The following is a 24,864-nucleotide window of genomic DNA, read 5'->3' as shown; positions in this document are numbered from 1 at the left end:
TGACTCAATGGGCGGGCCACACAGCTCGCCCAACGATCCGACCAGGGAGCCCACCATGCCGAAGTCGCCCACCGCCTCCGACACCACCCGCCCCAGCATCGCGCACCCCACACCCGCAACGGGCCCCACGATCACGCACAACACACCCACACCTGGCCCCACCGCCGAATCCGCGGCTGCCGCAACAGCATCGAACGCTGCCCGCACCGCGCCGACCGGGTCGAGCACCGGAGCAACCACACCTCATGCCGGCGATGCGGCGGGGCCGGACATCCTCCCCTCCGGGGCGGGGCCGACCGGCGGCGGTTCAGGCGCGCGCCGGGCGATGGTGGTGCTCGCCCACCATCGTGCCGATTCGCTGTCGGCCCACATCGCCGCCCGCACCGTGGACCGCCTCACCACCGCCGGATACGCGATCGACTATCTCGACCTGTACCGCGAGAACTTCGATCCCCGGATGACCGTGGCCGACCAGCCCGACTGGGACAATCGCGACAAAATCTACTCCCCCGAGACCGAGGCGCACATGCGGCGGCTGCTGGCGGCCGAGGTCGTGGTCGTGGTGTTCCCGGTCTACTGGCAGAGCGTGCCCGCAATACTCAAGGGATGGATCGACAACGTCTGGAACTACGGTTTCGCCTACGGCCGCAGTAAGCCACGACTGGCCGGCAAGCGTGTCCTGTGGCTCGGCTTGGCCGGTGCGGCCGCCGATGACGAGATCATCGCAGGCATGCAGCAGGTACTGGAAGCCCAGCTCAACGAAGGCATTGCCTACTACAGCGGTTTCGCGGACTCCCACGTCGGCCTGCTGCCCGACGCCGAGGAGCAGCCCCAAAGCATCGACCCCGAAGGCAATCTCGTGATCGGCGAGGCGATCAGCGGCGAGGCGCGCACAGCTCACTACGCCGCCTTCGAGGCGAAAGCCGACGGCTTCGTGGACGCACTGCTCACCGCGAGCCGCGTCGCCGCCTGAACCGCTGGTCCAGCCGACCGGTTGGCTCTCCGGTCGGCCGGACCACGTCGGCCCCATCGACACGCCGGAATCCGGCAGCGGCGCGGATCAGGTTCAGAGTCCGGTGAGCGTACGGCGCAGCACACCGTAGAGCTCGGTGGACGTACCGGACTCGGTCGCCGCCCGGTCGATCAGGTCGATGGCCGCGGCGGTGAACTCGTCGCTCTGGACCTGGACGAAATCGGCGGGGGTGTCGATGCCCGGTGCTTGCGTGGCGAGCAGTGTGGCCATGGCGTGCAGGAACGGCGTCATCAGCTCGGCCAGGCGCGCCGCCGAGCCGCCGGTGCTACGGACCATCGCACCCCCCTGCTCGAACGCGGCGAACATGGCGTACATACCGCCGAGGATCGACACGTCGTACATGGCCGCGGCGCCGAGATCCTCGCCGACGTACTCGGCCCGGCCGAACAGTTCCAACACCGACCGGTAGCGCTCGAACGCCGCGGCCGCACCGCTGTAGAGAACGAAGGCATCGGGTCCCCCCACCATCTCGGGCACCGCCATGATGCCGCCGTCGAGCACGTCGATGCCCCGGGCCGCAGCCCAAGTACCCAGCGCCCGCGCCTGTTCGGGCGTGGTGGTCGTCAGGTTCACCACGGTGCTCCCCCGCAGCCCGGTGGCCGCGGGTTCGACGTGTTCACGCACCGCGGCATCATCGAGCACGCACAAGATCACCAGGTCGGCCGCCGCCATCGCCTCCGCGGAGCTCGCCGCCACCTTCGCGCCATCGGCCACCAACGCGTCGGCCCGCGCCGGGGTGCGGTTCCAGACGGTCACCTCATGGCCGCCCGCCAGCAACGCCTTCGCCAGCGCGGTACCCATCGCGCCCAGTCCGATCAACGAAACTTGTTGTGCTGTCGCCATATTGGTCATGACTCCCCTTGTTTGAAAGTGTTCGTCACCGATCGGCAACACCCTTCTAGATTTGTGGGTTACGCTGGACTTCACAAGTACCGACTATGAAGTGCAATACTCACCAAAAAGTAAGTAAGGCGAGCATGAAGCAGCGAGAACGCCCGTATTCCTGCGGTATCGATGCCGCACTCGACGTCGTCGGCGGCAAATGGAAAGCGCTCATCCTGTGGGCCTTGTCCACCGGAACCCAGCGCTTCGGCAATCTGAAACGCCTGGTCCCCGGCGTGACGGAGAAGATGCTGATCCAGCAACTGCGCGAGCTCGAACACGACGGCATCATCAGCCGCGAGGTCTACGCGCAGGTTCCGCCGAAGGTGGAGTACGCACTCACCGAACGAGGGGCCTCACTCAACGCGGCACTGGTCATGCTCGGCGAGTGGGGCAGGGACAACATGCAGCACATCTGCGAGGTCAAAGGTGTCGACGCACCCGTGCACTGATACCGGAGCGCGCCGCCCGGCCCGCCCGTGCCGGGCGAGGTGCTGTGACGCCCACACCTCGAGCGGCACCGACACGGTTCAGGCCGGGATCCCGGCCCATTTCCGGCCGGTGATGCGTTCGTAGGCCTCTTCGTACTTGCGCCGCGTCGCCTCGACCACGTCGGCGGGGATCTCCGGGCCCGGGTACTCCTTGTTCCAGCCGGTGGAGGTCGACCAGTCGCGCACGAACTGCTTGTCGAAGGAGCTCTGGGCCCGGCCCGGCGCCCAGTCGTCGGCGGGCCAGAAACGGGAGGAGTCGGAGGTGAGGACCTCATCGCCGAGGGTGAGCACGCTACCGTCCCAACCGAACTCGACCTTGGTGTCGGCCACGATCACACCGGCGCGCGCGGCATGCTCGGCGCCCCGCGAGTAGATCTCGAGGGTCAGATCGCGCAGCTTCTCGGCGACCTCCCGGCCCTCCTGGTTCACCACATCGGCGAAGCTGATCGCCTCGTCGTGACCTTCACTGGCCTTGGTCGACGGCGTGAAAATCGGCTCGGGCAGCTTGTCACCGTCGCGCAGACCGGACGGCAGGGCGATCCCCGACACCGTCCCCGACTGCTGATATTCCTTGAGCCCGGACCCGGTGAGGTACCCGCGCGCGATGCACTCCACCTGCACCATCTGCAGCGGCTTCACCCGAATACCGCGGCCCGCGAACTCCGCGGGCACCTCGGTGGCCGAGACCACGTGGTTCGGGATGCCGGTGAAGTACTCGAACCACCAGTTCGACAGCTGGGTCAGCAGCGCACCCTTGCCCGGGATCGGCGTCGGCAGCACCACGTCGTAAACCGAGACCCGGTCCGACGCGACGAGCAGCAGGGTGTCGCCGTCCTCGTAGAGGTCACGAACTTTCCCCGCGTGCACATGCTTCAACGTCGAGCCTCCGAATCCAGGGGTTCCATACCTACGAATATGTAGCGACTGTACCGGCCGCCATGTACACCGGATTCCGGCTGGTCGCCGCGACGGGAGCGGGGGTGCCGAGGAGGCGTGCGGCAGCCCGGTCCGGTCGTGCCCCGGATGCCACGGCCGAGGTCGGCGGAAGACACGGTCGAGGCCCGGGCAACGGCGTGTCCCGGGATGCACGGCTACATCAATTCTTCGGATCAGCGCCACGCCCGGCACCGGCGGGAATCACGGCCCGGAAACCTGTGCGCGGGCGGTGCACGGCAAGTGGCATTGTGGACGCATGTGCGCACCGGCCCGGTCGGAGCGCAACCGTGCCCTGTTCGTCGACGACGAAGGAGATCAATGTCCGCCCCGAACCTCACCCGCGACCAGGCGGTCGAACGCGCGGCCATCGTGGCCGTGCAGAACTACCGGATCGAACTCGACCTCACCGACCAGCCGCGTGGCGCAGGTTCGGAGGTGTCGGACACCTTCGGCTCCAAGACCACCGTCACCTTCACCGCCACCCCCGGGGCCGCCACCTACATCGACCTGGTCGCTGCGCAGGTGCGTTCGGCCGTGCTCAACGGTGATCCGATCGACATCAGCGGCTACGACGAATCCACCGGGATCGCACTGCCCGCCGTGGCCGAGCACAACGAACTGGTGATCGAAGCCGACTGCGAGTACTCGCACACCGGTGAGGGCCTGCACCGGTTCGTCGACCCGGCCGACGACAAGGTGTACCTGTACTCGCAGTTCGAAACCGCCGACGCCAAGCGGATGTTCGCGTGCTTCGATCAGCCCGACCTCAAGGCCACCTTCGACATCGTGGCCACCGCGCCGAGCGATTGGGCGGTGATCTCCAACGGCGCCGACATCGAGCAAAAGAAGATCGGCGCGGTCGTGCGCCACACCTTCGCCACCACGCCGCGGATGAGCACCTATCTGGTCGCCATGATCGCGGGCCCGTACGCGAAGTGGTCCGACTCCTTCGTGGACCCGCACGGCACGATCCCGCTGGGGCTCTACTGCCGAGCGTCCCTGGCCGCGCACATGGATGCCGACCGCCTGTTCACCGAGACCAAGCAGGGTTTCGAGTTCTACCACGAGAACTTCGGCGTGCCGTACGCCTTCGGCAAGTACGACCAGCTGTTCGTCCCGGAGTTCAACGCGGGCGCGATGGAGAACGCCGGCGCGGTCACCTTCCTCGAGGACTACGTGTTCCGGTCCAAGGTGACCCGGGCCTCCTACGAGCGGCGTGCCGAGACCGTGCTGCACGAGATGGCCCACATGTGGTTCGGCGACCTGGTCACCATGCGCTGGTGGGACGACCTGTGGTTGAACGAGTCGTTCGCGACCTTCGCCTCGGTGCTGTGTCAGGCCGAGGCCACCGAATACATCAGCGCCTGGACCACTTTCGCGAATGTGGAGAAGTCCTGGGCCTACCGCCAGGATCAGCTGCCCTCCACTCACCCGATTGCCGCCGACATCCCCGACCTGCACGCGGTGGAGGTGAACTTCGACGGCATCACCTACGCCAAGGGCGCCTCGGTGCTCAAGCAGCTCGTCGCCTATGTGGGACTGCAGCCGTTCCTGGCCGGGTTGCGTGACTATTTCGCCGAGCATGCCTACGGCAACGCCACTTTCGACGATCTGCTGGCCGCGCTGGAGCAGGCGTCGGGGCGTGACCTGTCGGATTGGGGCGCGCAGTGGCTCAAGACCACCGGCCTCAACACCCTGCGCCCGGAGTTCACCGTCGGCGCCGACGGCACGTTCTCGGATTTCGCGGTGGTGCAGGAAGGCGCCGCACCGGGTGCGGGCGAGTTCCGGGTGCACCGGATCGCGGTCGGTGTCTACGACGATGTCGACGGGAAGCTGGTACGCACCACCCGGGTCGAACTCGACCTCGACGCCGCCGCGCGAACCGAGGTGCCCGAGCTGGTCGGTGTGCCGCGCGGTGCGCTGGTGCTGGTCAACGACGACGACCTCACCTACTGCTCGCTGCGCCTCGATCCCGATTCGCTCGAGGTGGCCGTGCAGCGCGTCGGTGACATCGCCGAATCGCTGCCGCGCACCCTGGCCTGGTCGGCGGCCTGGGAGATGACCCGGCAGGCCGAGATGCGAGCTCGCGACTTCGTGGCCCTCGTCCAGCGCGGCATCGGCAGCGAATCCGAGATCGGCGTGGTCCAGCGGCTGCTCATGCAGACCGCCACCGCCATCTCCAGCTACGCCGACCCGGGGTGGGCCGAGCAGCAGGGCTGGCCCGGCTTCGCCGACCGGCTGCTCGAACTGGCTCGCGCGGCCGAGGCCGGCTCGGATCACCAGCTGGCCTTCGTCAACGCGCTGACCGGGGCGAAGCTCGAAACCCGCCACACCGACGTGTTGGCCCAGCTGCTCGACGGCGACCCGGCCACGGCCGGCCTCGCCGGCCTCACCGTCGACACCGACCTGCGCTGGCGGGTCATCACCGCGCTCGCCGCCGCCGGCCTGGTCGACGCCGAGGGCCTCACCACCCCCACCATCGACGCCGAGCTGCGGCGCGACCCGACCGCGGCGGGCAAGCGGCAGGCCGCTGCCGCGGCGACCGCTCGCCCGATCGCCGAGGTGAAGGCACAGGCTTGGGACACCGTGGTGGGCGACGACTCGGTGCCCAACATCACCGCCCGCGCCATCGTCGGCGGGTTCGCCCCCGCCGGTCAGGGTGCGCTGCTCGCGCCGTACGTGGACAAGTACTTCGCCGAGATTCCCGCCGTGTGGGAGCGCCGCTCGAGCGAGGTCGCCCAGACCGTGGTGGTCGGCCTGTACCCGCACTGGGCGATCAGCGAGGAAGCGATGGCCGAGGCCGACGACTTCCTGGCCGGTGATCACCCGCCCGCCCTGTACCGCCTGGTCTCCGAGGGCCGGGCCGGCATCGAACGCTCTCTGCGTGCAAGGGAATTCGACGCCAAGTAACTGGTTCGAACTCGGAGCCCGGTGTCGCGACTTCGCGCACCGGGCTCCGTCGCATCCGGGACCGGCGCTGCTCGGGGTCGAGGGTGCCTACGGCGCACGCTGCGTGTTCGTCTCGCTGCTCAGAGCAGATCTGCTGGGGGCAGCAAGAGCGGCGCCACCGGGCCGACGCGGGGCACCGTGGACCCATGGCACACGACGACAAGACTCCGATGTTCAGCTGGCGGGTCCGCGAACAACTGTTCGGGCGGCGGATCCTCGTGCTCGACGGCCCCCTCGACGACGACAACGGCACCCTGCTCATCACCCAATTGCTCACCCTCGCCGCGCAGAGCCCCGAGGCGGGGGTATCGCTGTGGATCCACTCCCCCGGCGGCTCGGTGCCCTCGATGCTCGCGATCCGCGACGTGATGCGGCTGGTCCCGTGCGAGGTGTCGACCCTCGCCCTCGGATTGGCCTGCAGCGCGGGGCAATTCCTGCTCTCGTCCGGCGCCCCGGGCAAGCGCTACGCCCTGCCGCACGCCCGCGTACTCATGCACCAGGGTTCGGCGGGCATCGGCGGTAGCGCCGTGGAGGTGGAGGTGCAGGCCGACGATCTGCGCTACACGGTCGACACCGTACTCGGGCTCATCGCCGCCGACACCGGTCAGCCGTTCGACCGGGTCTACGAGGATTCGTTGCGCGACCGCTGGTTCACCGCACCCCAGGCGCGCGAGTACGGGTTCATCGACCACATCGTCGAGTCCTTCGACCAGGTCATTCCCCAACGCCACCGCATCGGCATCACCTCGTGACCCGCTCGCGGTCCGGCCGGTGAGAGCCACGGAACGCGCACGTATGACCCACACATCCGCTCGCCCTCGGCACCGGCCGGGCGGCAGGCGAAGCAGGCCGAAAACACCGAGAGGCGGGCCAACACCATGACCTACACCATCCCGAATGTCGTGTCCCAGCACCGCGGTGGCGGTGAGCGGATCACCGACATCTACTCACATCTGCTCAGCGAGCGGATCGTCTACCTGGGTACGGCCATCGATTCCGGGGTCGCCAACGCGCTCATCGCCCAGTTGCTGCACCTGGAGTCCGACAGCCCGGGGCAGCCGATCAGTCTCTACATCAACTGCGAAGGCGGCGACCTGTCGGCCATGCTCGCGGTGTACGACACCATGCGGTTCATCAAGGCGCCGGTGCACACCACCTGCGTCGGGCAGGCCATCGCGGTCGGCGCGGTGCTGCTCGCCGGGGGCGCGGCGGGCCGTCGCTCGATGCTGCCGCACACGCGAATCGTGCTGCACCAGCCCGCGACTCGCGGTCAGGGCACCATCCCGGATCTGATTCTGCAGGCCGACGAGATCGTGCGGATGCGTGCGGCGATCGAGGCGATTCTGTCCGAACACACCGGCCAGACCCCGGAAACCCTGCGCCGCGACACCGACCGTGACCGGGTGTTCACCGCCGATGCGGCGCTGGAATACGGGTTGGTCGATCAGGTCCTGCGCGAACGGGAGTGATCGGCCGGCCACCCGATGAGCCGGCCGATCACACCCCAGGGCGCCCGCATACGCACAATCCCACGGCGGACACGCTGAGTCGTAGCGGAACTACATCGCGCTCACTGCTTCTCGATGCGGTTCAAATAGACCCGGCGGACGTTGTCGTCCACGCGAGCGATGGCGGCATCGTCGTGGGCGAGTTTGCGGACAGCCCGCATCACCGCCTCCGGCACGAGCCCCGAAGCATTCGCCAGCACGCCGACATATCCGGGGACAGCGGTCTCGGCAGCCCTGGTCTCGACCGTGCGGACCACCGCGGCGGCGATGTCTTCGGGCTCGACCGTGGGCAGGATTCCCACGTCGATGCCGGAGCTGAGTTCGGTGCGCACCGCCGAGGGCAGCACCGTGCTGACGCTGACCCCGGTGCCGTCCATCTCGAGGCGCGTCGCCGCGGTCAGCCCGACCACCGCGAACTTGCTGGCGTTGTAGACGGCCAGTCCTTTGAGCGGGAACTTCCCCGCCAGCGACGCCACGTTCACCACGTGACCGCGTCCGCGCTCGACCATGCCGGGCAGCGCCAGGCGCATGCCGTGGATGACACCGTAGACATTGACGTCCATGGTGAGCTGGTCGATGCGGTCGGATTGGTCGAGGAACGGGCCGTTGGGCATCACGCCGGCGTTGTTCACCAGCACGTCGAGCGGGCCACGCCACTGCGTGACCGCGTCGAGAAAGGTTGCGTAGGAGGATTTGTCGGAGACGTCGAGCGCGTGGCCCATCGCCCGGTCGCCCAGTTCGGCGGCGGCCTGCACCGCGAGTGCTTCGTCGAGGTCACCGAGGGCGACGTACGCACCGGCTTCGACGAATGCGGTGGCGGTGGCGAGGCCGATGCCGCGGGCGGCGCCGGTGATGGCGATCAGTGCGCCATCGAGGTCGATCCTTGGGTAGCTCATGTCGTGCCCTCTCGTCGGTATCGTGCGCCCAGGCGGTCGGCCGTCTCGGCCGGTGCGGTCTCGCCCGTTGGACGGCCCGTGCTGCGTCTGCCCGGGCGGCTCACGCGAGCACCGCGGCTTCGTGGGTGATGGTGAAGTCGGCGGGGTCGAAGGAACTGACCCGGCTGGTCAGCTCGCCGGTGGACCACGGCCAGCTGAAACTGTTGCGGCCGTTGGCATCCAGGTAGTAGCTCTGGCAGCCGCCCGCGTTGTACACGGTCCCGGTGAGCGCGTGCTGCACCTGCTCGACGTAGCGCGCCTGCACCTCCGGGCGCACGTCCAGCACCGCCCACCCCGCACGGCGCGCGCCGGTGATCGCCGATACCAGGTAGTCGACCTGGGCTTCCAGAATCGCGAAAGCCGAGGAGTGCCCGGTGCCCAGGCTGGGGCCGAGCACGGTGAACGCGTTCGGGAAACCGGTGGTGACGGTACCGAGGTAGGCCTCGGGTGAGCCCTGCCAGTGCTCGGCCATCGAACGGCCGTCGACGCCGCGCACGATGTCGGCCAGCGGGGTGTCGAGGATGTGGAAACCGGTGCCGAGGATCACGGCGTCGACCTCGGCGGTACTGCCGTCGGCGCCGACCACCGTGCTGCCACGGAATTCGGCGACGGCGGTGGCGTGCACGTCCACGTTCGGCTTGGTGAGGGATTGGAGATAGCTGTTGGAGAACAGAATCCGCTTGCAGCCGAGCAGATAGTCCGGGGTGAGCTCGGCTCGCAGGTGTGGATCACGCACCGCCGCCCGCAGATACGCCGAACCCACGGCCTGCACGGTCTGCATCAGTGGCCGCGGGTGCCGGAAGGCGACACCGAGGCCTTCCATCAGCGCGTATTCGATCGAACGCAATGCCTTGTGTGCGAACGGTATCCGGCGCATCAGCTGTTTCTCCACGGCAGGCACCCGGTGATCGAGTTTGGGCAGCACCCACTGCGCGGTGCGCTGGAACAGGTGCAGTTCGGTGACCTCGGGCTGGATCATCGGCACGAACTGCACCGCCGAAGCTCCGGTACCGACCACCGCGACCCGCTGACCACGCAGGTCGAAGTCGTGGTTCCAGCGCGCGGAATGGAACACCTCGCCGGGGAATTCGGTCAGGCCAGGGATGTCGGGGACGCGCGGCTCGTTCCACGGTCCCGCCGCCGACACCAGGAAGTTCGCCGTCAGTTCGCCCGCGTCGGTCTCGAGCCGCCAGCATCGGTTCGGCTCGTCCCAGCGCGCGCCGAGCACCGCCACCCCGAACCGGGTCCGTTCGGCCAGACCGTGCTCGCGGGCCACCCGGTCGACGTAGTCGAGGATCTCGGGCTGGGTCGCGAACAGCCGCGACCATTCACTGTTCGGGGCGAAGGAGAACGAGTACAGGCCGGAGGGGACGTCGCACGCGCAGCCCGGGTACGTGTTGGCCCGCCAGGTACCGCCGAACGCGTGGGCCTTCTCCACGATCACCACATCGTCGACGCCGGCCTCGGCCAGTTTGATCGCGGCACCGATGCCGGAGATCCCGGCGCCGATGACGACCACCTCGTGGTGCTGACTCATACAGGTACTCCTTCGAACGAAGATCGTTGTGCGCGAACCGGAACCGCGCTCACACGCTGCCTTGCGCGAGATCGGCGGCGCGGATCGCCGCGGTGACCCGGGCGGGCAGGTGCGCGCGGGCCGCCGCCAGGGTCGCCGGGCGGCGGGTGCTGTCCATGAAGTTCGGGCCCATGGCGGCGAGCTCTCGGGGGCCGGGCTCGACGCGGATCACGCGGGTGCCCGCGGCGCGCAGCAGGGCCACTTCGCGGTCGAGGCCGCGAGTCATCTGCGCGCGCAGCAGGCGTTCGATCCGGTCCAGGCCGGTGGCGGGTGCGCCGCCCGCCGAGGTCATCGGTGCGATCACGACCACCTCGTCGAGTTCGAGTGGCGCCAGCAGGTCGGCCGACACCGACGACACCGAACCACCGTCCACGTAGTACCTCGGACCGATCGGCACGGGCGGGAACCAGCCGGGGATCGCCCAGGACGCCGCGATCGCGTCACCCAGGTCCACCGCTCCCGCCTCGGCCCGGTTCGTCGGCACTGTGACCGGCTCCCGTGATGAGCCGGCACCGGCCGACGATCCCGCCGACGTACCGGGCGACTTCTCACCTTCCGCAGCGTCGACCGGCAGCCCGGACACCGCAGTACCGGCCGACTCTGCGGTCGACCCGGTGCCGTTGCCGGATTCGTCCGGCCCGAAGATCACTCGCTCGCCCGTGGCGGCGTCGGCGCCGACCACCCACGTCGCGGGGTGACTCACCCAGCCGCTGGGGTCGGCCAAGGAGCGGCCGTAGGAGCGCAGCCAGTCGGCGTCGCCGCGGCCGCGGGGCAGGAGTCCGGCCAGCGCGGTGTAGGGCGAACGGGTGCGCAGACCCGCGCCGATCAGGCCGAGGGCGGGGAGTCCGAGCCCGGGCAGCGGCGGGAATCTGCCCGGGTCGACAGCTATGTGCCGGGCCAGGACCGGGTCGGCGCCGGGAGCGCCGTCGAGGGCGGCGAGCAGGTCGGCGGGGGTGCGGCCGGAGCCGAGCGCAGCCACGAGTTCCGCGCCGGCGGACGTGCCGATCAGCACGTCGGCGGTGCGGGTGTCCCAGTTCATGGCGCGTTCCACGGCATCGAGGGCCACGGCGGTCCAGGCGAAGCCGAGCAGGCCACCGCAGCCGATGGCCAGGCCACGTCGAGTAGTCATATTTCAAAGACTAACGGTATTCGGATTCCAGCGGTAGCCCTATTGCTAAACTTCGGTACATGGCCAGGATGACCCGCAAGGAATCGCACGCGCGCACCCGCGAGCGACTGGTCGAGACCGCCAAGCGGCTGTTCCTCGCCGACGGCTACAACGTGACCTCGCTGGAAAAAGTGGCCACCGAAGCGGGTTTCTCCAAAGGCGCGGTGTACTCAAACTTCGCGACCAAGCACGAACTGGGCCTCGCCGTCCTCGACGTCGTACATGTCGAGCGCGCAGAGTCACTGGTCGACGCGATGCTGTCGCACGACACCATGACCGAACGGATCGAAGGGTTCGCGCGCTGGGCCGACGCGAACATCGGCGATGTCGGCTGGACCGCGCTGGAAGTCGAGTTCGCGACGAGCACCCGGCACCTGCCCGAGGTCCGCACCGAACTCGCCCAGCGCCGCGCGACACTCACCGCGATGCTCGCCACGGTGATTCGGACCCAGGCCAGCCAGCTGGGCCTCGAGCTGGCGATGCCGGCCGAAGACACCGCCCTGCAACTACTCTCACTCGGCATCGGCCTCGGCGTGCAGCGCGCGATCGACCCGGAACTCCCGGTCAGCGCGATCGTCGACCTGCTCCGCAGCCAGATCGCCGCCGCCCGAACAGCCTGAGCGCCGACCAATACCCGGCCACACGGCGACGGCGACCAGTGCCCCGGCCCACGCGGACAACAACGGTGCCATTTTCAGGCCCGGGCCATCGAGTTCTGAATTCGTGGGGGTTCAGCGCTATGGGTGGGGATTGCGCGCTGCCGGCAGTCGTTCAGCCCCGGCGGTGCGCGGAGGACGGACCTCGAGTGGGACCCGGGCGCAGGCGGGGTGCGGGTCAGGCGGCCAGCAGCACGGCGTTGGGTGCGATGGTGGGTGTGGAATGTGCCGGGGCGATCCGGCGCTGCCCGCCCAGCACGACCGCGCGCGCGGGCACGAGCGCGTGCCGGCGCATCGCTTCGGCTACCTGGCCGACGAGTTCACCCAGCGATGTTCCCAGCGCACCGGCCAGGGCGGCGATCATCTCGCTGGAGGGTTCCTTGCGGCCGCGTTCGACCTCGGACAGGTATTGCGGCGAGATGCCCGCACGACCCGCGGTGTCGACGAGCGTGCCCTGCTGTTCCAGCCGCAGCGCACGCAGTCGCGCACCCAGCGCTTCCCGCCAGAGTGGTTCGGGCCGCGACTGCTGTGCATCGCGCCCGCCTGGAATCACCCGCAACCCGTTGTGCTCGCCCATACTCCGAGAGTAAGTACGCCACCGCCGACACACCCGCCTCTTCTGCTCTGGGCGTAACCCCCACGAAGCGCGATCGATCAGCCGGTGATGCCGAAGCGGCTGTCCACCCACGCGAGGGCGTCGGCGAAGGAAGCGGAGACGATGTCGCTGTGGCCGACATCGTCGTATTTTCGGTAGTCGACTGACTGGCCGTGCAGCTGTTGTTCGGCGACCATCGCGTCGGTGGCCTTCAACGGGACGGTGCGGTCGGAGCGACCCTGTAGGACCAGTACCGGCGCGGTGAAACGCAGTCCGCTCGGGTCGTTGTCGTCGAGTACGCGCAGCAGGGCCGACAGGTCGCCGTCCTCGGTGAACACCTCTCGCGGCGAGAGACCACCCCAGTTGTCCTGCTCGCGCAACTCGCCCGTGCACGCCGAGTCGGCCATCGGTAACAGTGCGTTCGCGCGGTCGGTGAGGAAGCGCGCCGGGTCGAGATCGGTGACCGTCTGCGCGCCGCGCACCAGCAGCGGCAAGTAGACCGCCACGTCGCCGGTGCCGAGGGAGCCCAGCGGGTTCGACACCGACCATTTCGCCATCCGCACCTGCTCACCGAGGTGGGAGGCCGGCGCCAGCGCGACCGCGCCGAGCAGCTCCGAATCCGGTGCCCACGCCGCGGCCGCCCCGGCGGCGAACAGTGCGGCGTGCCCGCCTTGCGAGTGGCCCATCGCCACCCAGCGCGACCCGACCGAGTCGTCGACTTCGCGGGCGGCGGTGGCGAGGTCGGCCATCGCTCGCTGTTCGGTGTCACCGATCAGGTAGCCGTGCCCGCCGGGCGTGCCCAGGCCCTGGTAGTCGGTCTTGGCGATCGCGTAACCCTCGGCCACCCAGCGGGCCTGCTCCTGCGCGCTCGGCGAGGAACCCTCGGTACGCGAAGGAGCGCAGACGTCGGCGACGCCGGTGGTACCCGGCGCCCACGAGATGAGCGGCCACCCACCCGGCGGCGGCGTACCTTCGGGCACGGCGAGCGTCCCCGAGACCGCGACGGGCGCGCCGTGCGCGTCGACCGAGCGGTACAGCGTCAGATGGTTGCGGGCGCCGGGCACGGCTCGAGCGCCGGTCAGCGGCTGCGAGCGGATCACCGAACCGTGCCGCCCGGGAATCGATTCCGGGCTCGGGTCGTAGAACCCGGCGGCCGTGGCGCCCGCGACCGAGTCCACCGAAGCGTCGTCGCTTGCACACGCGGTCAACGCCAGGCAGGTTGCCACGATCACCAGTGCACTACGTGTCTGCAAGTTCTCCCCCGATACACCGACAGCCCTGACGCGGCCGATAAGCCGCCGACCAGGTTACTCGATGATCATGGACGGCCCGGACGGCTGGGCGCGCGCACCCAGCCGTCCACCGATCTCAGCTCAGTGCGCGGGCGAGGAAGTCGCGGATCAGGGCGGCGATCTCGGGACCGTGGGTTTCCAGCGCGAAGTGCCCGGCATCGAGCAGGTGCAGTTCGGCGTCGGGGAGATCGCGCAGGTAGGCGCGGGCGCCGTCGGGGCCGAAGATCTCGTCGTGTTCGCCCCAGGCGATCAGCGTGGGCGGGCGGTGCTCGGCGAAGTACTTCTGGAAGGCGGGGTAGCCGTCCAGGTTGTTCTTGTAGTCGAAGAACAGTTGCAGCTGGATCTCCTTGTTGCCGGGACGATCCAGGTAGGTCTGGTCGAGGGTCCAGGTGTCGGGGCTGACCAGGGCGAGCCGGTCGGCCGGAACACCGTGGGTGTACTGCCATGTCGTGGCGTCGAGTTCGAGCAGTTTGCGTACCTCGGGTTCGTGGGTGGCGCGGTCGTTCGCGTGTGCGAAGAGCACCTCCCAGAACGGGGTGAAGCCCTCGAGGTAGGCGTTGCCGCTCTGGGTGATGATCGCGGTGACCCGTTCGGGGTGGCGCGAGGCGATGCGCAGGCCGATGGGGGCGCCGTAGTCCTGGATGTAGATCGCGAACCGCTGCACGCCGAGCGAATCGAGCAGTGCCAGGGTGAGTTCGGTGAGATTGTCGAAGGTGTAGTCGAATTCGTCGACCGCCGGCATCGAGGACTGGCCGAAGCCGAGGTGGTCGGGGGCGATCACGTGGTAGTCCGCGGCAAGGGCGGGAATCAGGTTGCGGAACATCGCCGAGCTCGTCGGAAAGCCGTGCAGCAGCACGACAGTGGGCTTGGCCGGGTCGCCCGCCTCGCGATAGAAGATCGACTGGCCCTGGATGTCGGCGGTGTTGTGGTGGATCGCGCTCATCGTGAATCTCGCTTTCTCAGTGGGTTCTACGGTTGGTTGTCAGACGGCGGCCGGTTCGCGGGTGCGGACCGGGGCGAGCAGTAGGGCGGCGGCGACGGTGCACGCGACGCCGAGCGCGAAGTAACCGCGATAGCTGTCGGTGGCGGCGTGGATGACGGTGGCCACGCCGAGGCCCGCCGCGGCGGCGAGCTGGTGGATCACCCAGGCGGGAGCCAATGTGCGGCCCATTCGGGTCGGGTCGAGGCCACGCGACAGGATCGCCATGGTGAGCGGGATGACCGGGAACGAGGCGATGCCGAACAGCACGGCCACCACGATCAGCACCTGTGGTCCCGGCACGAACACGGCGGGCAGCAGGGCGGCCAGTCGCACCGAATACAGCGCCCGCAGCAGGGTTTCGGGCGAGTAGTGGCGCAGCAGCCGCACCATCACCGCGGAGGTGATCCCGGCCGCGAGTGCGGCCAGCGCCACCAGCCGGCCCGCCCCGGTGACCGACCAGCCCTGATCCACCGCGTGCTTGGGCAGCATCAGCACCACCACGTAGAGCGTCGCCGCGTGTAAACCGAACGACACCAGTACTTTCCATCGATGTGCCAACGACTCGCCCGCGCCCTGGACCGACGGTGCCTGCTGGTCGGCGGGCAGCAGCAGCCACAGCACGGCGGTCGCGGCCAATCCGATCACCCCGAGCAGCGCGAAGGTGGCTCGCACACCGATCGGTTCGAACAGCGCTGTCGCCGCCCACGGGGTGATCAGCTGACCCAGGTTGATGCCGATCGCGGCCCTGGCCATCGCGGGTCCGGCCTGGGGGCCGTGGGCCCGACCGAGCAGGGTCGTCACGGTGAGTGTCGACGCCGACGCGAAGCCGAGTCCGCCCAGCACCATGTAGGCGGCGACGAACTGCCAGGTCGTGGTGACACCGGCCAGCACCACATAGCTGCTCGAGATCAGGGTGAGCCCGCCGGTCAGCACGACCTTGGGACCGAAGCGGTCCAGCAGCCTGCCGATTCCCTGTTGTGCCAGGCCGGTGACCAGGGTGCCGAGCGCGGCGGCCACGGCCAGTGCGGTCGCCGAGACGCCGTACGTGGCGGCGGTGGGGGCGAAGAACACGCCCATGGTGAAGTTCAGGCCGAACGACACGGTCATCGCCGCCAGTCCGGCCCAGGCAAGGTGCTCGCGCCGCATGCCCGTCACATCCTAACTCTCTAAAGTGTGTTCAACGGTTGACACTGGACAGCATTCGATCCAGGCCGGTAACGGGCCGTCAGTCTCCGGCCGAATCCGTACGCAGACGGGCGATCTCGCCCTCGAGCTCGGCGATCCGAGCACGCAGCCCCTGCATCGCCTCGGCGACCGCGGCTCGCGGATACAGCGGCGGAATGTGCTGGCGGCAGTTCCAGTCGAATGCCTCGACCTCGATCAACACCGCACGCTCGGGCTGCGCCCGATATCCCTCGACCATCAGCGAGGCGACGAGATCCGGATCCTCGGCGGCTTCGACCACCCGCGCCCGGCCGAAGATCTTCATCCGGGCCTGGGCGGCATAGTCCATCAGGAACAGCGAGACCCGCTCGTTGTGATCGAGATTGCCACGGCTGATGTACTGCTTGTTGCCACGGAAGTCGGCGAAGCCGAGCGTGTGGGCATCGAGCACTTTCAGGAAACCCGGTGCGCCACCGCGATGCTGAATGTAGGGCCAGCCGGTCTCACCGACCGTCGCCAGGTAGAAACTGTCGCGTTCGCTGATGAACCAGGCTTCGTCGGGCCCGATCGAATCGGCCACATCGGGGACCTGCGCCATTCGCTCGTAACTGCGCAGACTGCCGTGTGCGCGTCGATGTTCGCGCACCGCGTCGGTGAACGCCACCTGCGCGTAGTGGCCGGTCACGACGTCACCGGTGCGATCACGATCGCCTGCTCGTCGACACAGTTGTCGCTCATGATTTCCTCTCCGATCACCAGCCGGGCCGGACCCGGAAGTGGGTGCGGCCCATCCGGACTCAGTGCGTGTGGGCCCGCACGATCGGCCAGTCGATGTCGGTGTCGACGACCTTGTTGAGGTAGTTGGTGAAGACGTTCAGCGCGACTCCGGCCACGACCTCGACGATCTCGCCGTCGGTCAGGCCCGCCGCTCGCGCCGCCTTCAGTTCCACCTCGGTGACCTCGCCACGGGAACGCACCACCGCGGCGGCGAAGGTGAGCACCGCCTGGGTCTTGGGGTTCGACGACGCACCGCGGCGGCTGTCGGAGATGTCGTCGGCAGCGAGCTCGGCGATATTGGCGCCGATGTAGCTGTGCGCCGACAGGCAGTAGTCGCAGCCGTTCTCCTGCGCCACCAGCAGCGCGATGCGTTCACGGGTCGCGGCGTCGAGCGCGCCGCCACCCAGGGCACCGGACAGACCCAGGTAGCCGGCCAGCACCGCGGGGCTGTTGGCCATCGCCTTGGTCATGTTGGGGGTGACGCCGAGTGCCTGCTGCACGTCGCCGAGCAGTTCGGCGGCGCGGCCGGTGGCGGTGTCGGGCTGGATCAGGGGCAGACGAGACATGGTGTGGGCCTTTCGATCAGTACTGTCTAACCTTTCATCAAGTGTTGAACGGTTACTTCTGGGCGTTGATTCCCGCATCGGAGAAAAACTTCGAAAAAGATCGGCGCACACGGGGCCGGAAACACGAACGGCGCGTTCACCTCACGGGTGAACGCGCCGAACGGCAGCGAAAAGAACTAGCGACTCATCGCGGCGGCCATCACGCGGACCGCGGAGATCAGGCCGTCGATCAGGTTGCCCTGCCGGAACGAGGCCAGCGCAGCGGTGACACCGAGCTGGCAGATGCGGTCGTCGGCCCGCTCGGCCACCGCGGCACCGGAACGCACCTCGATCACACCCTGGTTCGGCGACACGGCGATGAGCACCGAATCGGCCGCCTCGGGGGTGTTCGGCAGAATCGCGTCGGCACCGGCCGCCGGAGTGGCGCCGAGATCGCCGAGATAGATGTTGAAGCGGACCTTCGTCGCGCGGGTCGCCTCGGTGAGCGCGTTGTCGAGAGACACCCGCTCACGGTCGGTGAACGGCACCTCGTCGAAGACCGTGCCCGGCTCGTGCACGGCCGATACCCGGCCGCTGCTGGTGAGCGCGGATCCGTGCGGCAGGTCGGCCTCGACCACCGTGGGCCAACTAGAACTTGCCACTTGCCCGGCCTCCGATCAGCTCCGCATGCGCGGTTTCGAGAGCCGCATGGCTGCCATGCGGCTCGGCGGTGTGGTGACCTCCCGCAGAGGTCACCTCGTCGGTAGCGCTCCACAGCACCGGCGGGTGGGTCCACTTCTGCCCGAGCGCGAAGTGGGCCGGCTTCTCACCGGGCAGTGGCTTACCGAGATAGGACAAACCCGCGATCGCGAAGTAGATCGCGGCCGGGATGCCGACGAAGATCAGCACTGTCTCGAGAATGCTCACCCCCCAAAGGTAGACGATGCTGTGTAGTAGTTCATCCTCCGGCTGCCCCGAAAGCCGCGTGTCCGTCCGGCTCAGACCAACCAGGCCGCCGCGTTCGCGGGTAAACGCTCCTCGCTGACCGGCGCACTGGCCAGCAGCAATTCGCCCGGCGGCATCTGGATGGGCCCGTCGGAGGCGTTCAGCACACACACCAGACCACCCGGTCTACGGAAGGCCAGGCAGCCGTCGGGGCTGCCGTACCACTCGATCCGGTCACCGGCGAACTCCGCGCGGGTGCCGCGCAGATCGATCGCCAGCCGATACAGCGACAACGTCGAGTGCAGGGTCTCGAGCTGGGCCTCCACGGTGCGATCGGCCCACTCGCCGGGCAGCGGCAACCACGGCGTGCCCTCGGTGAAGCCGAACGGCGCGGCGGCACCCTCCCACGGAATCGGCACCCGGCAACCGTCCCGTCCGCGCTCGGTGTGGCCCGAGCGCTCCCACACCGGGTCGCGCAGCGCGTCCTCGGGCAGGTCGTCGACATTGGGCAGGCCCAGTTCGGCACCGTTGTAGACGAAAACCGCGCCGGGCAGCGCCAACTCCACCATCAGCATCGCCCGCGCCCGGGCCAGCCCCACCTTGCCGCCACCGTAGCGGGTCACCTCACGCTCGATGTCGTGGTTGGACAGCGTCCAGGTGGGCGGGGCACCCACCCCCGCGACCGCGTCCAGCGAGTGGGTGATCGCGGTGTGCACCGCCTCGGCGGTGAACGGCGCCTCGGCCAGCCGGAAGTTGAACGCCAGGTGCAGTTCGTCGGGTCGCACGTACTCGCCGAAGCGCACATTGTCGTCGACCCACACCTCACCGATCGCCACCGCGCGCGGGTAGTCGTCGAGCACGGTGCGGATGCGGCGGTGGATGGCGTGCACGCCCGGGTTGTTGAATCGGGGATCGTCGTCGTCGTGGACCAGCATCTTGGTGTCGACCTTCGCCATGTCCGGCAGGCCGTCGGGCTTGGCCATGCCGTGGGCCACATCGAGACGGAACCCGTCGATCCCGCGATCGAGCCAGAAACGCAGCGTCTTCTCGAAGTCGTCGGCGACCTCGGGGTTGTCCCAGTTCAGATCGGGCTGTTCGGGCGCGAAAATGTGCAGATACCACTGCCCAGGGGTGCCGTCGGGCTCGGTGACCCGGGTCCAGGCGGGGCCACCGAAAATGCTCGGCCAGTTGTTGGGCGGCTCCGCGCCGTCGGCGCCACGACCGTCGCGGAAGATGTAGCGGGCGCGTTCCGGGCTGCCCGGGGCCGCCGACAGCGCCGCGGTGAACCACGCGTGTTCGACACTGGTGTGGTTGGGCACCAGGTCCATCGTGACCTTGATCTCGCGGTCGTGCGCCTCGGCGATCAGCTCGTCGAGGGCGGCCAGCCCGCCGAACAGCGGGTCGATATCGCGCGGATCGGACACGTCGTAGCCGCCGTCGGCCTGCGGCGAACGCGTCACCGGGCAGATCCACAGCGCGTCCACACCCAATAGCTCCAGGTAGCCGAGCTTTTCGCGCACACCGCCGAGATCCCCGATGCCATCACCGTCGGAATCGGCGAACGAACGCGGATAGACCTGATAGAACACGGCGGTCTTCCACCACGGAGCGGTGCTTTTATCCCCCGGCACCGGCGAGGCAGGTGTCTGTGTCACACCCGCAATATTGCCAAAGTGCACCGACAATATTCCTGCGGCACGAGACTTTCTGCGAATCCGGCAAATCGTCAGCTTCCACCGGCTGCGGCGCGAACATCGGAGTACCCCCCAACTTCTGCCCCGAACAGGGCCCCCACCGGCGGGTGTTCAGCGAACCCGGGGCACGCCCGGCTGTCGGGCGCGACATCGCGCGGCGCGGCCACCCGAACGCGGTGCGCGTTTCGTCACACGGGCGCGTTCTGCAGCGAGGCCGCGGCCATCTGGAAGTAGTCGAGCATCGCCTTGCGGTGGGCGGCGTCGAGAATCGACGGTTCGATCTCGTCGACCGCGATCCGCATGCAGCGCATCCAGGCGTCGCGCTCGAGCGGGCCGATCACGAACGGCTGATGCCGCATCCGCAGCCGGGGATGCCCGCGTTCGTCGGAGTAGGTGCGCGGACCACCCCAGTACTGCTCGAGGAACATCCGCAATCTGCGCTCGGCCGGCCCCAGATCCTCCTCCGGATACAGTGGTCGCAGGATCTCGTCAGCAGCGACCTCACGATAGAAGACGGACACGATGCGGCGGAAGGTCTCCGCGCCGCCCACCGCGTCGTAGAACGAGGTCGCTGTCTGTTCGCCTGAAGTCACGCGCTCCATTGTGCCCGTCTCGCGGGCGGCGCGGCCCGTCGGCAGCCTCGATCACGAACACGCTGCCCTTCAACCACAGTTCACCCGGAAGTTTGAAAAATAGCCGTGCAATACCGACGCAGGCATGGTCAACTGGGGGCAGTATCGGCCCCAGATACCACATGATCCTGCCAATCATGAAATTGAGGTCAAGATGAAGCAGCGACCAGGCGCCCGGTCACCCGAGGCGCGCGCGCACCGACAACTCCAGCCCGCCGAGGTCCACAATCGTGACTCGGGGGCCATTCCGCTGCACATCTTGTCCGACCACTATCCGGGCGCACACGGTCTGCACGACCTACCGCACCGCCGGACGCCACTGCACCTCGCCGGCGACCACGACGCCGCCGCATGGCGCAAACGCCGGGTGCTCCTGCTCAACGCCACCTACGAGCCGCTCACCGCCCTGTCCGCGCGCCGCGCGGTCGTGCTGCTGATCTGCGCCAAGGCCGACGCGGTCCACGACGACCCGGAAGCCCCCGTCCTGCATTCGGCGGGCGCCACGGTGGCCATTCCCTCCGTCATCCGGCTGCGCACCTATGTGCGCGTGCCCTACCGCGCCCGGGTGCCGATGACCCGCGCCGCGCTCATGCACCGCGACCGCTACCGCTGCGGCTACTGCGGCGGCAAAGCCGAGACCATCGACCACGTGATCCCGCGCAGCCGCGGCGGTGAGCACTCGTGGGAGAACTGCGTGGCCAGCTGCGCACCGTGCAACCATCGCAAAGCCGACAAGATGCTCGCCGAGCTCGGCTGGACCCTGCGCCATCCGCTGGTCTCCCCCAAGGGCCCGCACTGGCGGTTGCTCTCGACCACCGCCGAGCTGGATCCGGCCTGGCTGCAATACCTGGGTGAAGGCGCGGCCTGATCAGGCGCTCTCGATGACCATCGTGGCCCATGTCCCCGGTTCGAGGGCTTCGAAGACATGCGGCAGATCACCCAGATAGCGGATGTAGTCGCCAGGGCGCATCTCGACGGGTTCCTCGGCTGGTCCCACCATGGCGTGTCCGGCCGCGAGCACCACGTGTTCCACGACGCCGGGGGTGTGCGGGTCGGAACGGCGCGGGTAGCCGGGTTCGGCCGCGATGCGGTAGACGTCGCAACGGGTGTGTGACTGGCCGGCTGCGAGCAACGTCACCCGGTAGTCGGCATCGGCCGACGGCACCGGCGTGCCCTCCTGCGCGCGGATCACCTGGACATTGGGCCGCGGCGGATCGAGCAGCCGGGAGAACGGCATCTCCAGCGCCACGCACAACGCCCACAGGGTTTCCAGGCTGGGATTGCCGGTGCCCGATTCCAGTTGCGAGAGCGTCGATTTCGCGACCCCGGCCCGGCTCGCGACCTCGGTCAGCGACAAACCCGCACGGGCGCGCTCGCGGCGCAGTGCCGCCGCGATCACCGCTTGGGGCGGTCCGGCGACCGCGTCCTGCCGGTCCATCAGTGTCTCCTGGGTGCTGGCGATATCACGTTGACTTTACCCACCCGGTCCGTTCACTATGAAAAACATGCGTTCGATATGGCGAACACTCGATAGAGGCACCGTCGCGGCCGTTGCCGCGGCGTGCCTCGCCGTCGGCCTGTTCGGCGTGTCCTACGGCGCCTCGACGATCGCGGCCGGATTCCCCGCCTGGATGCCGGTGGTGATGGCGGTGACGGTGCTGGCGGGCGGTTCGGAGCTGCTGTTCTTCGGCATCGTCGCGGCCGGTGGCAGCCCACTGGCGGCAGTGGTCGCCGGGCTGCTGCTCAACGTCCGCCACCTGCCCTACGGCCTGTCGGCGCCCGAGGTGTTCGGGCAGGGATGGCGCCGGGCGCTCGGCATCCACGTCCTCAACGACGAATCGGTGGCCTTCGCCGCCGCACCCGGCGATCACGAACGCAAACGCGCGGCGTACTGGGCGTGCGGGATCGGCGTGGCGCTGTGCTGGCCGCTCGGCGCCGCCCTCGGCGCGGCGCTCGGTTCGCTCGTCCCCGACACCTCGGCCCTCGGGTTGGACGCGGTGTTCCCGGTCATCCTGCTCGCCCTGATCCTGCCCGCCCTGCGCGACCGAGCGACCTTGCCGCCGGTCCTGGCCGGCGCCGGGCTCGCTGTGGTGGTCGCGCCTTTCGTGCCGGCCGGACTGCCGGTGCTGATCGCGTTGCTCGGCCTGGTGTTCGCGTTGCGACCGCAGGAAAAGGTGGCCACGGCGGGGCAATCATGCTGATCGTGGCACCGTCCGTCGACCACGCCCGGCGCATGCGGCGCTTCTGGTGGAGCCCGCGGCAGACGCGGTGCAGCGCCGGGCAGGCGCGGTGCAGGCCGCCGCAGACGCGGTGCAGTGCGCGGCAGGCGCAGTGCAGGCCGCCGCAGACGCGGTGCAACGCGGGGCAGGCGCGGTGCAGGCCGCGGCAGACGCGGTGCAACGCGGGGCAGGCGCGGTGCAGCCCGCGGCAGACGCGGTGCAACGCGGGGCAGGCGCGGTGCAGCCCGCGGCAGACGCGGTGCAACGCGGGGCAGGCGCGGTGCAGCGCCGGGCACCCAGCGAATGCGCAGAGCACGCGATCGCACGCCGGGCCCCGTGGCGGGCGATCGGCAGCCCTCGGCATCGAGCCACCTCGGCGCGGCGCGCGAGCGGTGCGGGGCTCGTGAACGAGCCGTACCTCGTCCCCGCGATGCTCGCGCTGGCCATCGGCACCTATGCGCTGCGCTGGACCGGCCCCGCCCTCCGGCATCGGCTTCGCTTGTCTGCCCGCATGGCCCGCCTGCTCGACACCGGCGCACTGATCCTGCTCGCCGCACTGGTCGCCACCTCGACGCTGCCCACGGGTTCCGGTGAGCTCGGCATCGCGCTGCCCGCGGGCGTAGCCGTGGGCGGGACACTCGCGTGGCGGCGCGCCCCCTTGCTCGTCACCGTCCTGGCCGCCGCGGCGACCACCGCGCTGCTGCGACTGCTCGGCGTGCACTGACTCCGCAAGGCGAGCGGCGTCATGGCCTCAGCTGGGCGTCAGCGGGATTCCGCCACCGAGTCTGCGTGCGACGGAACCGTAGCGGGCGTCGAGTCGCAACCAGGTTCGGGTGGCGCGCACGCGCACCAGCTCCGAGGGTTGGATGCGGTGCGATTCGACCTTTTCCCCGGCGTGCGGAATGAAGTCCATCGCGGTGAGCGCGAACACGACTCGCATGGGAACCTGCACCTCGAGATCCTCCGCACCGGTGACGGTGAGGACCGACTGATCCAGCAGGGACGGCGGCGGGCCGTGGGGGCCGCCGTGTTCACGTGCCAGATCGGCGCCGCGCTCGGCGAGTTCGACCAGGGTGCGGGCCGGGACGTCGTCGAGGTGGGTGAACCCGTCGGTGGGCGGCAGGGCACCGCGCCAGGCCGAATCCAGCGAATAGCCGAGGTCGATCGGATGGCCGGTGCCGAGCCCGGCCAGCACAGAGTCGGCACCGACGGTCACATCGTCGACACCGAGCTCGGCGGTCACCGTGCGCACGGCCAGGGTCTCGAACCCGGTGGTGACCCAGGCGGACACGAGGCTCGATCCCCGCCGGCGCATCCGCACGACGGCGGCCGGATCGAGCCGGATCGCATGGGTGAGGAAGGTGGCCAGGTTCTCGCGTTCGGCGGGGTCGGGGGTGTGCAGCACCCGCTGATCGGAGCTCACGGGATCAGGCCCGCCACAGTGCCAGGTAGTCGCGCTCGGCGGCATCGAGCCTGCGCAACCGCTGGGTGTCGATGTCGAACGCGGCGAGCTGGGTGCTCGCGGTCACCGCGGGCGCCGAATCCAGCGGCGCACCGTGCGCGCGCACTTCGTAGCCGATGGTGAAGTCGACCGCGCGCAACTGCTCGATCCACATGGCGATGTCGAGCGGGGTGTCCTCGTGGCGCAGCTGCCCGCGATACTTCACGTGCAGATCGACCAGCACACACCCCTGGCGCCCCAGCGACGCAGTCGGTTTGGCGCCGTCGAACAACCACGGGATCCTGGCCTCCTCCAGCAGGGTCACCATCCGAGCGTGGTTGACGTGCTGGAACACATCCATATCCGACCAGCGGATCTCGACCTTGGCATGAAAGCGCTTGGGCAGCACCATTTCCGGTGCGGCTGTGGCGATGTTGCCGTTCG

Annotated in this window: 27 protein-coding genes; 9 read left to right on the top strand and 18 right to left on the bottom strand. The window is 69.0% G+C overall.

All coding sequences use genetic code 11. From position 1 onward, the window contains the following. Positions 1-55: 55 nt before the first annotated feature. Entirely contained in the window at positions 56-973 is a 918-nt protein-coding gene (locus ACFO5K_RS23055) for an NAD(P)H oxidoreductase (RefSeq protein WP_378566787.1), read from the top strand. Between the two features lie 93 nt (positions 974-1,066). Here the strand turns inward: ACFO5K_RS23055 and ACFO5K_RS23050 are convergent, their stop codons facing one another. Then, positions 1,067-1,885 (bottom strand): NAD(P)-dependent oxidoreductase, encoded by an 819-nt coding sequence (locus tag ACFO5K_RS23050; protein WP_378566784.1) that lies wholly within the window; start codon positions 1,883-1,885, stop codon positions 1,067-1,069. Between the two features lie 125 nt (positions 1,886-2,010). Between ACFO5K_RS23050 and ACFO5K_RS23045 the strand changes: the two genes are divergently transcribed. Then, a complete protein-coding gene (locus tag ACFO5K_RS23045; protein WP_378566781.1) occupies positions 2,011-2,367 on the top strand; it encodes a winged helix-turn-helix transcriptional regulator in 357 nt (118 codons plus the stop codon). A gap of 78 nt (positions 2,368-2,445) precedes the next feature. Here ACFO5K_RS23045 and ACFO5K_RS23040 read toward each other — a convergent pair whose 3' ends face one another. After that, the gene (locus tag ACFO5K_RS23040) at positions 2,446-3,282 is read right to left on the bottom strand and encodes a phosphoribosylaminoimidazolesuccinocarboxamide synthase (protein ID WP_378566778.1); all 837 of its coding nucleotides are present in this window, start codon (positions 3,280-3,282) and stop codon (positions 2,446-2,448) included. Between the two features lie 378 nt (positions 3,283-3,660). On the opposite strand from ACFO5K_RS23040, the gene pepN reads away from it, so the two are divergent. The 3 genes from pepN (at position 3,661) to ACFO5K_RS23025 (ending at position 7,760) form a co-directional block, all read left to right on the top strand. Beyond that, complete coding sequence (gene pepN / locus ACFO5K_RS23035; RefSeq protein WP_378566775.1) at positions 3,661-6,252, top strand: aminopeptidase N; 2,592 nt, start codon at positions 3,661-3,663, stop codon at positions 6,250-6,252. Positions 6,253-6,437: 185 nt separating this feature from the next. Further along, entirely contained in the window at positions 6,438-7,043 is a 606-nt protein-coding gene (locus ACFO5K_RS23030; RefSeq protein ID WP_378566772.1) for a ClpP family protease, read from the top strand. 54 nt (positions 7,044-7,097) lie between these two features. Beyond that, positions 7,098-7,760 (top strand): ClpP family protease, encoded by a 663-nt coding sequence (locus ACFO5K_RS23025; RefSeq protein ID WP_378566942.1) that lies wholly within the window; start codon positions 7,098-7,100, stop codon positions 7,758-7,760. Positions 7,761-7,861: 101 nt separating this feature from the next. On the opposite strand, the gene ACFO5K_RS23020 is transcribed toward ACFO5K_RS23025, so the two are convergent. The 3 genes from ACFO5K_RS23020 to ACFO5K_RS23010 form a co-directional block, all read right to left on the bottom strand. After that, positions 7,862-8,695, bottom strand: a complete 834-nt coding sequence (locus tag ACFO5K_RS23020) for an SDR family oxidoreductase (protein ID WP_378566769.1) — start codon at positions 8,693-8,695, stop codon at positions 7,862-7,864. Positions 8,696-8,795: 100 nt separating this feature from the next. Next, the gene (locus ACFO5K_RS23015) at positions 8,796-10,271 is read right to left on the bottom strand and encodes a flavin-containing monooxygenase (protein WP_378566766.1); all 1,476 of its coding nucleotides are present in this window, start codon (positions 10,269-10,271) and stop codon (positions 8,796-8,798) included. A gap of 49 nt (positions 10,272-10,320) precedes the next feature. After that, positions 10,321-11,439: a patatin-like phospholipase family protein gene (locus ACFO5K_RS23010; protein ID WP_378566763.1), complete on the bottom strand. Its 1,119-nt coding sequence runs from the start codon at positions 11,437-11,439 to the stop codon at positions 10,321-10,323. Positions 11,440-11,498: 59 nt separating this feature from the next. On the opposite strand from ACFO5K_RS23010, the gene ACFO5K_RS23005 reads away from it, so the two are divergent. After that, the gene (locus ACFO5K_RS23005) at positions 11,499-12,098 is read left to right on the top strand and encodes a TetR/AcrR family transcriptional regulator (protein ID WP_378566760.1); all 600 of its coding nucleotides are present in this window, start codon (positions 11,499-11,501) and stop codon (positions 12,096-12,098) included. A gap of 214 nt (positions 12,099-12,312) precedes the next feature. Here ACFO5K_RS23005 and ACFO5K_RS23000 read toward each other — a convergent pair whose 3' ends face one another. The 10 genes from ACFO5K_RS23000 to ACFO5K_RS22955 all read right to left on the bottom strand — a co-directional run bounded on the left by ACFO5K_RS23000 (position 12,313) and on the right by ACFO5K_RS22955 (position 20,730). Beyond that, positions 12,313-12,711, bottom strand: coding sequence for a helix-turn-helix domain-containing protein (locus ACFO5K_RS23000; RefSeq protein ID WP_378566757.1), 399 nt, complete (start codon positions 12,709-12,711; stop codon positions 12,313-12,315). A gap of 77 nt (positions 12,712-12,788) precedes the next feature. After that, complete coding sequence (locus tag ACFO5K_RS22995) at positions 12,789-13,982, bottom strand: lipase family protein (RefSeq protein ID WP_378566754.1); 1,194 nt, start codon at positions 13,980-13,982, stop codon at positions 12,789-12,791. Between the two features lie 115 nt (positions 13,983-14,097). Further along, the gene (locus ACFO5K_RS22990; protein ID WP_378566751.1) at positions 14,098-14,964 is read right to left on the bottom strand and encodes an alpha/beta fold hydrolase; all 867 of its coding nucleotides are present in this window, start codon (positions 14,962-14,964) and stop codon (positions 14,098-14,100) included. A gap of 39 nt (positions 14,965-15,003) precedes the next feature. Further along, the gene (locus ACFO5K_RS22985) at positions 15,004-16,149 is read right to left on the bottom strand and encodes an MFS transporter (RefSeq protein WP_378566748.1); all 1,146 of its coding nucleotides are present in this window, start codon (positions 16,147-16,149) and stop codon (positions 15,004-15,006) included. Between the two features lie 79 nt (positions 16,150-16,228). Then, a complete protein-coding gene (locus ACFO5K_RS22980; protein WP_378566745.1) occupies positions 16,229-16,852 on the bottom strand; it encodes a pyridoxamine 5'-phosphate oxidase family protein in 624 nt (207 codons plus the stop codon). A gap of 112 nt (positions 16,853-16,964) precedes the next feature. Then, positions 16,965-17,510: a carboxymuconolactone decarboxylase family protein gene (locus ACFO5K_RS22975; protein WP_378566742.1), complete on the bottom strand. Its 546-nt coding sequence runs from the start codon at positions 17,508-17,510 to the stop codon at positions 16,965-16,967. 176 nt (positions 17,511-17,686) lie between these two features. Further along, complete coding sequence (locus ACFO5K_RS22970) at positions 17,687-18,151, bottom strand: DUF5130 domain-containing protein (RefSeq protein WP_378566739.1); 465 nt, start codon at positions 18,149-18,151, stop codon at positions 17,687-17,689. Then, positions 18,138-18,416 carry an aa3-type cytochrome oxidase subunit CtaJ gene (ctaJ, locus tag ACFO5K_RS22965; RefSeq protein WP_378566736.1) on the bottom strand — a complete coding sequence of 93 codons (279 nt, stop codon included), beginning with the start codon at positions 18,414-18,416 and terminating at the stop codon, positions 18,138-18,140. Before ctaJ ends, ACFO5K_RS22970 begins: the two co-directional genes overlap by 14 nt. A gap of 71 nt (positions 18,417-18,487) precedes the next feature. Continuing rightward, the gene (locus ACFO5K_RS22960) at positions 18,488-20,089 is read right to left on the bottom strand and encodes a glycoside hydrolase family 13 protein (RefSeq protein WP_378566733.1); all 1,602 of its coding nucleotides are present in this window, start codon (positions 20,087-20,089) and stop codon (positions 18,488-18,490) included. A gap of 227 nt (positions 20,090-20,316) precedes the next feature. After that, the gene (locus ACFO5K_RS22955) at positions 20,317-20,730 is read right to left on the bottom strand and encodes a globin (RefSeq protein WP_378566730.1); all 414 of its coding nucleotides are present in this window, start codon (positions 20,728-20,730) and stop codon (positions 20,317-20,319) included. Positions 20,731-21,019: 289 nt separating this feature from the next. Between ACFO5K_RS22955 and ACFO5K_RS22950 the strand changes: the two genes are divergently transcribed. Then, positions 21,020-21,628, top strand: a complete 609-nt coding sequence (locus ACFO5K_RS22950; protein WP_449289694.1) for an HNH endonuclease — start codon at positions 21,020-21,022, stop codon at positions 21,626-21,628. Here the strand turns inward: ACFO5K_RS22950 and ACFO5K_RS22945 are convergent, their stop codons facing one another. Continuing rightward, positions 21,629-22,198 carry a helix-turn-helix domain-containing protein gene (locus ACFO5K_RS22945; protein ID WP_378566724.1) on the bottom strand — a complete coding sequence of 190 codons (570 nt, stop codon included), beginning with the start codon at positions 22,196-22,198 and terminating at the stop codon, positions 21,629-21,631. Between the two features lie 67 nt (positions 22,199-22,265). Between ACFO5K_RS22945 and ACFO5K_RS22940 the strand changes: the two genes are divergently transcribed. Both ACFO5K_RS22940 and ACFO5K_RS22935 read left to right on the top strand, forming a co-directional pair. Then, on the top strand, positions 22,266-22,961 hold the full coding sequence (locus ACFO5K_RS22940) for an AzlC family ABC transporter permease (RefSeq protein WP_378566722.1): 696 nt from the start codon (positions 22,266-22,268) through the stop codon (positions 22,959-22,961). A 46-nt stretch (positions 22,962-23,007) separates the two neighbouring features. Next, entirely contained in the window at positions 23,008-23,703 is a 696-nt protein-coding gene (locus ACFO5K_RS22935) for an AzlD domain-containing protein (RefSeq protein ID WP_378566719.1), read from the top strand. Positions 23,704-23,730: 27 nt separating this feature from the next. Here ACFO5K_RS22935 and ACFO5K_RS22930 read toward each other — a convergent pair whose 3' ends face one another. After that, positions 23,731-24,447, bottom strand: a complete 717-nt coding sequence (locus tag ACFO5K_RS22930; RefSeq protein WP_378566716.1) for a hypothetical protein — start codon at positions 24,445-24,447, stop codon at positions 23,731-23,733. Continuing rightward, positions 24,407-24,832 (bottom strand): acyl-CoA thioesterase, encoded by a 426-nt coding sequence (locus ACFO5K_RS22925; protein WP_378566939.1) that lies wholly within the window; start codon positions 24,830-24,832, stop codon positions 24,407-24,409. Before ACFO5K_RS22925 ends, ACFO5K_RS22930 begins: the two co-directional genes overlap by 41 nt. Positions 24,833-24,864 lie beyond the last annotated feature (32 nt).

Origin of the sequence: Nocardia halotolerans (assembly GCF_042650145.1) — a bacterium.
GTDB lineage: Bacteria > Actinomycetota > Actinomycetes > Mycobacteriales > Mycobacteriaceae > Nocardia > Nocardia halotolerans.
This window is presented reverse-complemented; position numbering and strand designations above follow the sequence as displayed.

Excerpts from the sequence above, each read along its gene's own strand:
- ACFO5K_RS23055 (WP_378566787.1), top strand. The coding sequence starts at position 56 with ATGCCGAAGTCGCCCACCGCCTCCGACACCACCCGCCCCAGCATCGCG.
- ACFO5K_RS23050 (WP_378566784.1), bottom strand. The coding sequence starts at position 1,885 with ATGACCAATATGGCGACAGCACAACAAGTTTCGTTGATCGGACTGGGC.
- ACFO5K_RS23045 (WP_378566781.1), top strand. The coding sequence starts at position 2,011 with ATGAAGCAGCGAGAACGCCCGTATTCCTGCGGTATCGATGCCGCACTC.
- pepN (WP_378566775.1), top strand. The coding sequence starts at position 3,661 with ATGTCCGCCCCGAACCTCACCCGCGACCAGGCGGTCGAACGCGCGGCC.
- ACFO5K_RS23030 (WP_378566772.1), top strand. The coding sequence starts at position 6,438 with ATGGCACACGACGACAAGACTCCGATGTTCAGCTGGCGGGTCCGCGAA.
- ACFO5K_RS23020 (WP_378566769.1), bottom strand. The coding sequence starts at position 8,695 with ATGAGCTACCCAAGGATCGACCTCGATGGCGCACTGATCGCCATCACC.
- ACFO5K_RS23015 (WP_378566766.1), bottom strand. The coding sequence starts at position 10,271 with ATGAGTCAGCACCACGAGGTGGTCGTCATCGGCGCCGGGATCTCCGGC.
- ACFO5K_RS23010 (WP_378566763.1), bottom strand. The coding sequence starts at position 11,439 with ATGACTACTCGACGTGGCCTGGCCATCGGCTGCGGTGGCCTGCTCGGC.
- ACFO5K_RS23005 (WP_378566760.1), top strand. The coding sequence starts at position 11,499 with ATGGCCAGGATGACCCGCAAGGAATCGCACGCGCGCACCCGCGAGCGA.
- ACFO5K_RS23000 (WP_378566757.1), bottom strand. The coding sequence starts at position 12,711 with ATGGGCGAGCACAACGGGTTGCGGGTGATTCCAGGCGGGCGCGATGCA.
- ACFO5K_RS22990 (WP_378566751.1), bottom strand. The coding sequence starts at position 14,964 with ATGAGCGCGATCCACCACAACACCGCCGACATCCAGGGCCAGTCGATC.
- ACFO5K_RS22985 (WP_378566748.1), bottom strand. The coding sequence starts at position 16,149 with ATGCGGCGCGAGCACCTTGCCTGGGCCGGACTGGCGGCGATGACCGTG.
- ACFO5K_RS22975 (WP_378566742.1), bottom strand. The coding sequence starts at position 17,510 with ATGTCTCGTCTGCCCCTGATCCAGCCCGACACCGCCACCGGCCGCGCC.
- ACFO5K_RS22955 (WP_378566730.1), bottom strand. The coding sequence starts at position 20,730 with ATGGAGCGCGTGACTTCAGGCGAACAGACAGCGACCTCGTTCTACGAC.
- ACFO5K_RS22945 (WP_378566724.1), bottom strand. The coding sequence starts at position 22,198 with ATGGACCGGCAGGACGCGGTCGCCGGACCGCCCCAAGCGGTGATCGCG.
- ACFO5K_RS22940 (WP_378566722.1), top strand. The coding sequence starts at position 22,266 with ATGCGTTCGATATGGCGAACACTCGATAGAGGCACCGTCGCGGCCGTT.
- ACFO5K_RS22930 (WP_378566716.1), bottom strand. The coding sequence starts at position 24,447 with ATGCCGCCGAGCGCGACTACCTGGCACTGTGGCGGGCCTGATCCCGTG.
- ACFO5K_RS22925 (WP_378566939.1), bottom strand. The coding sequence starts at position 24,832 with ATGGTGCTGCCCAAGCGCTTTCATGCCAAGGTCGAGATCCGCTGGTCG.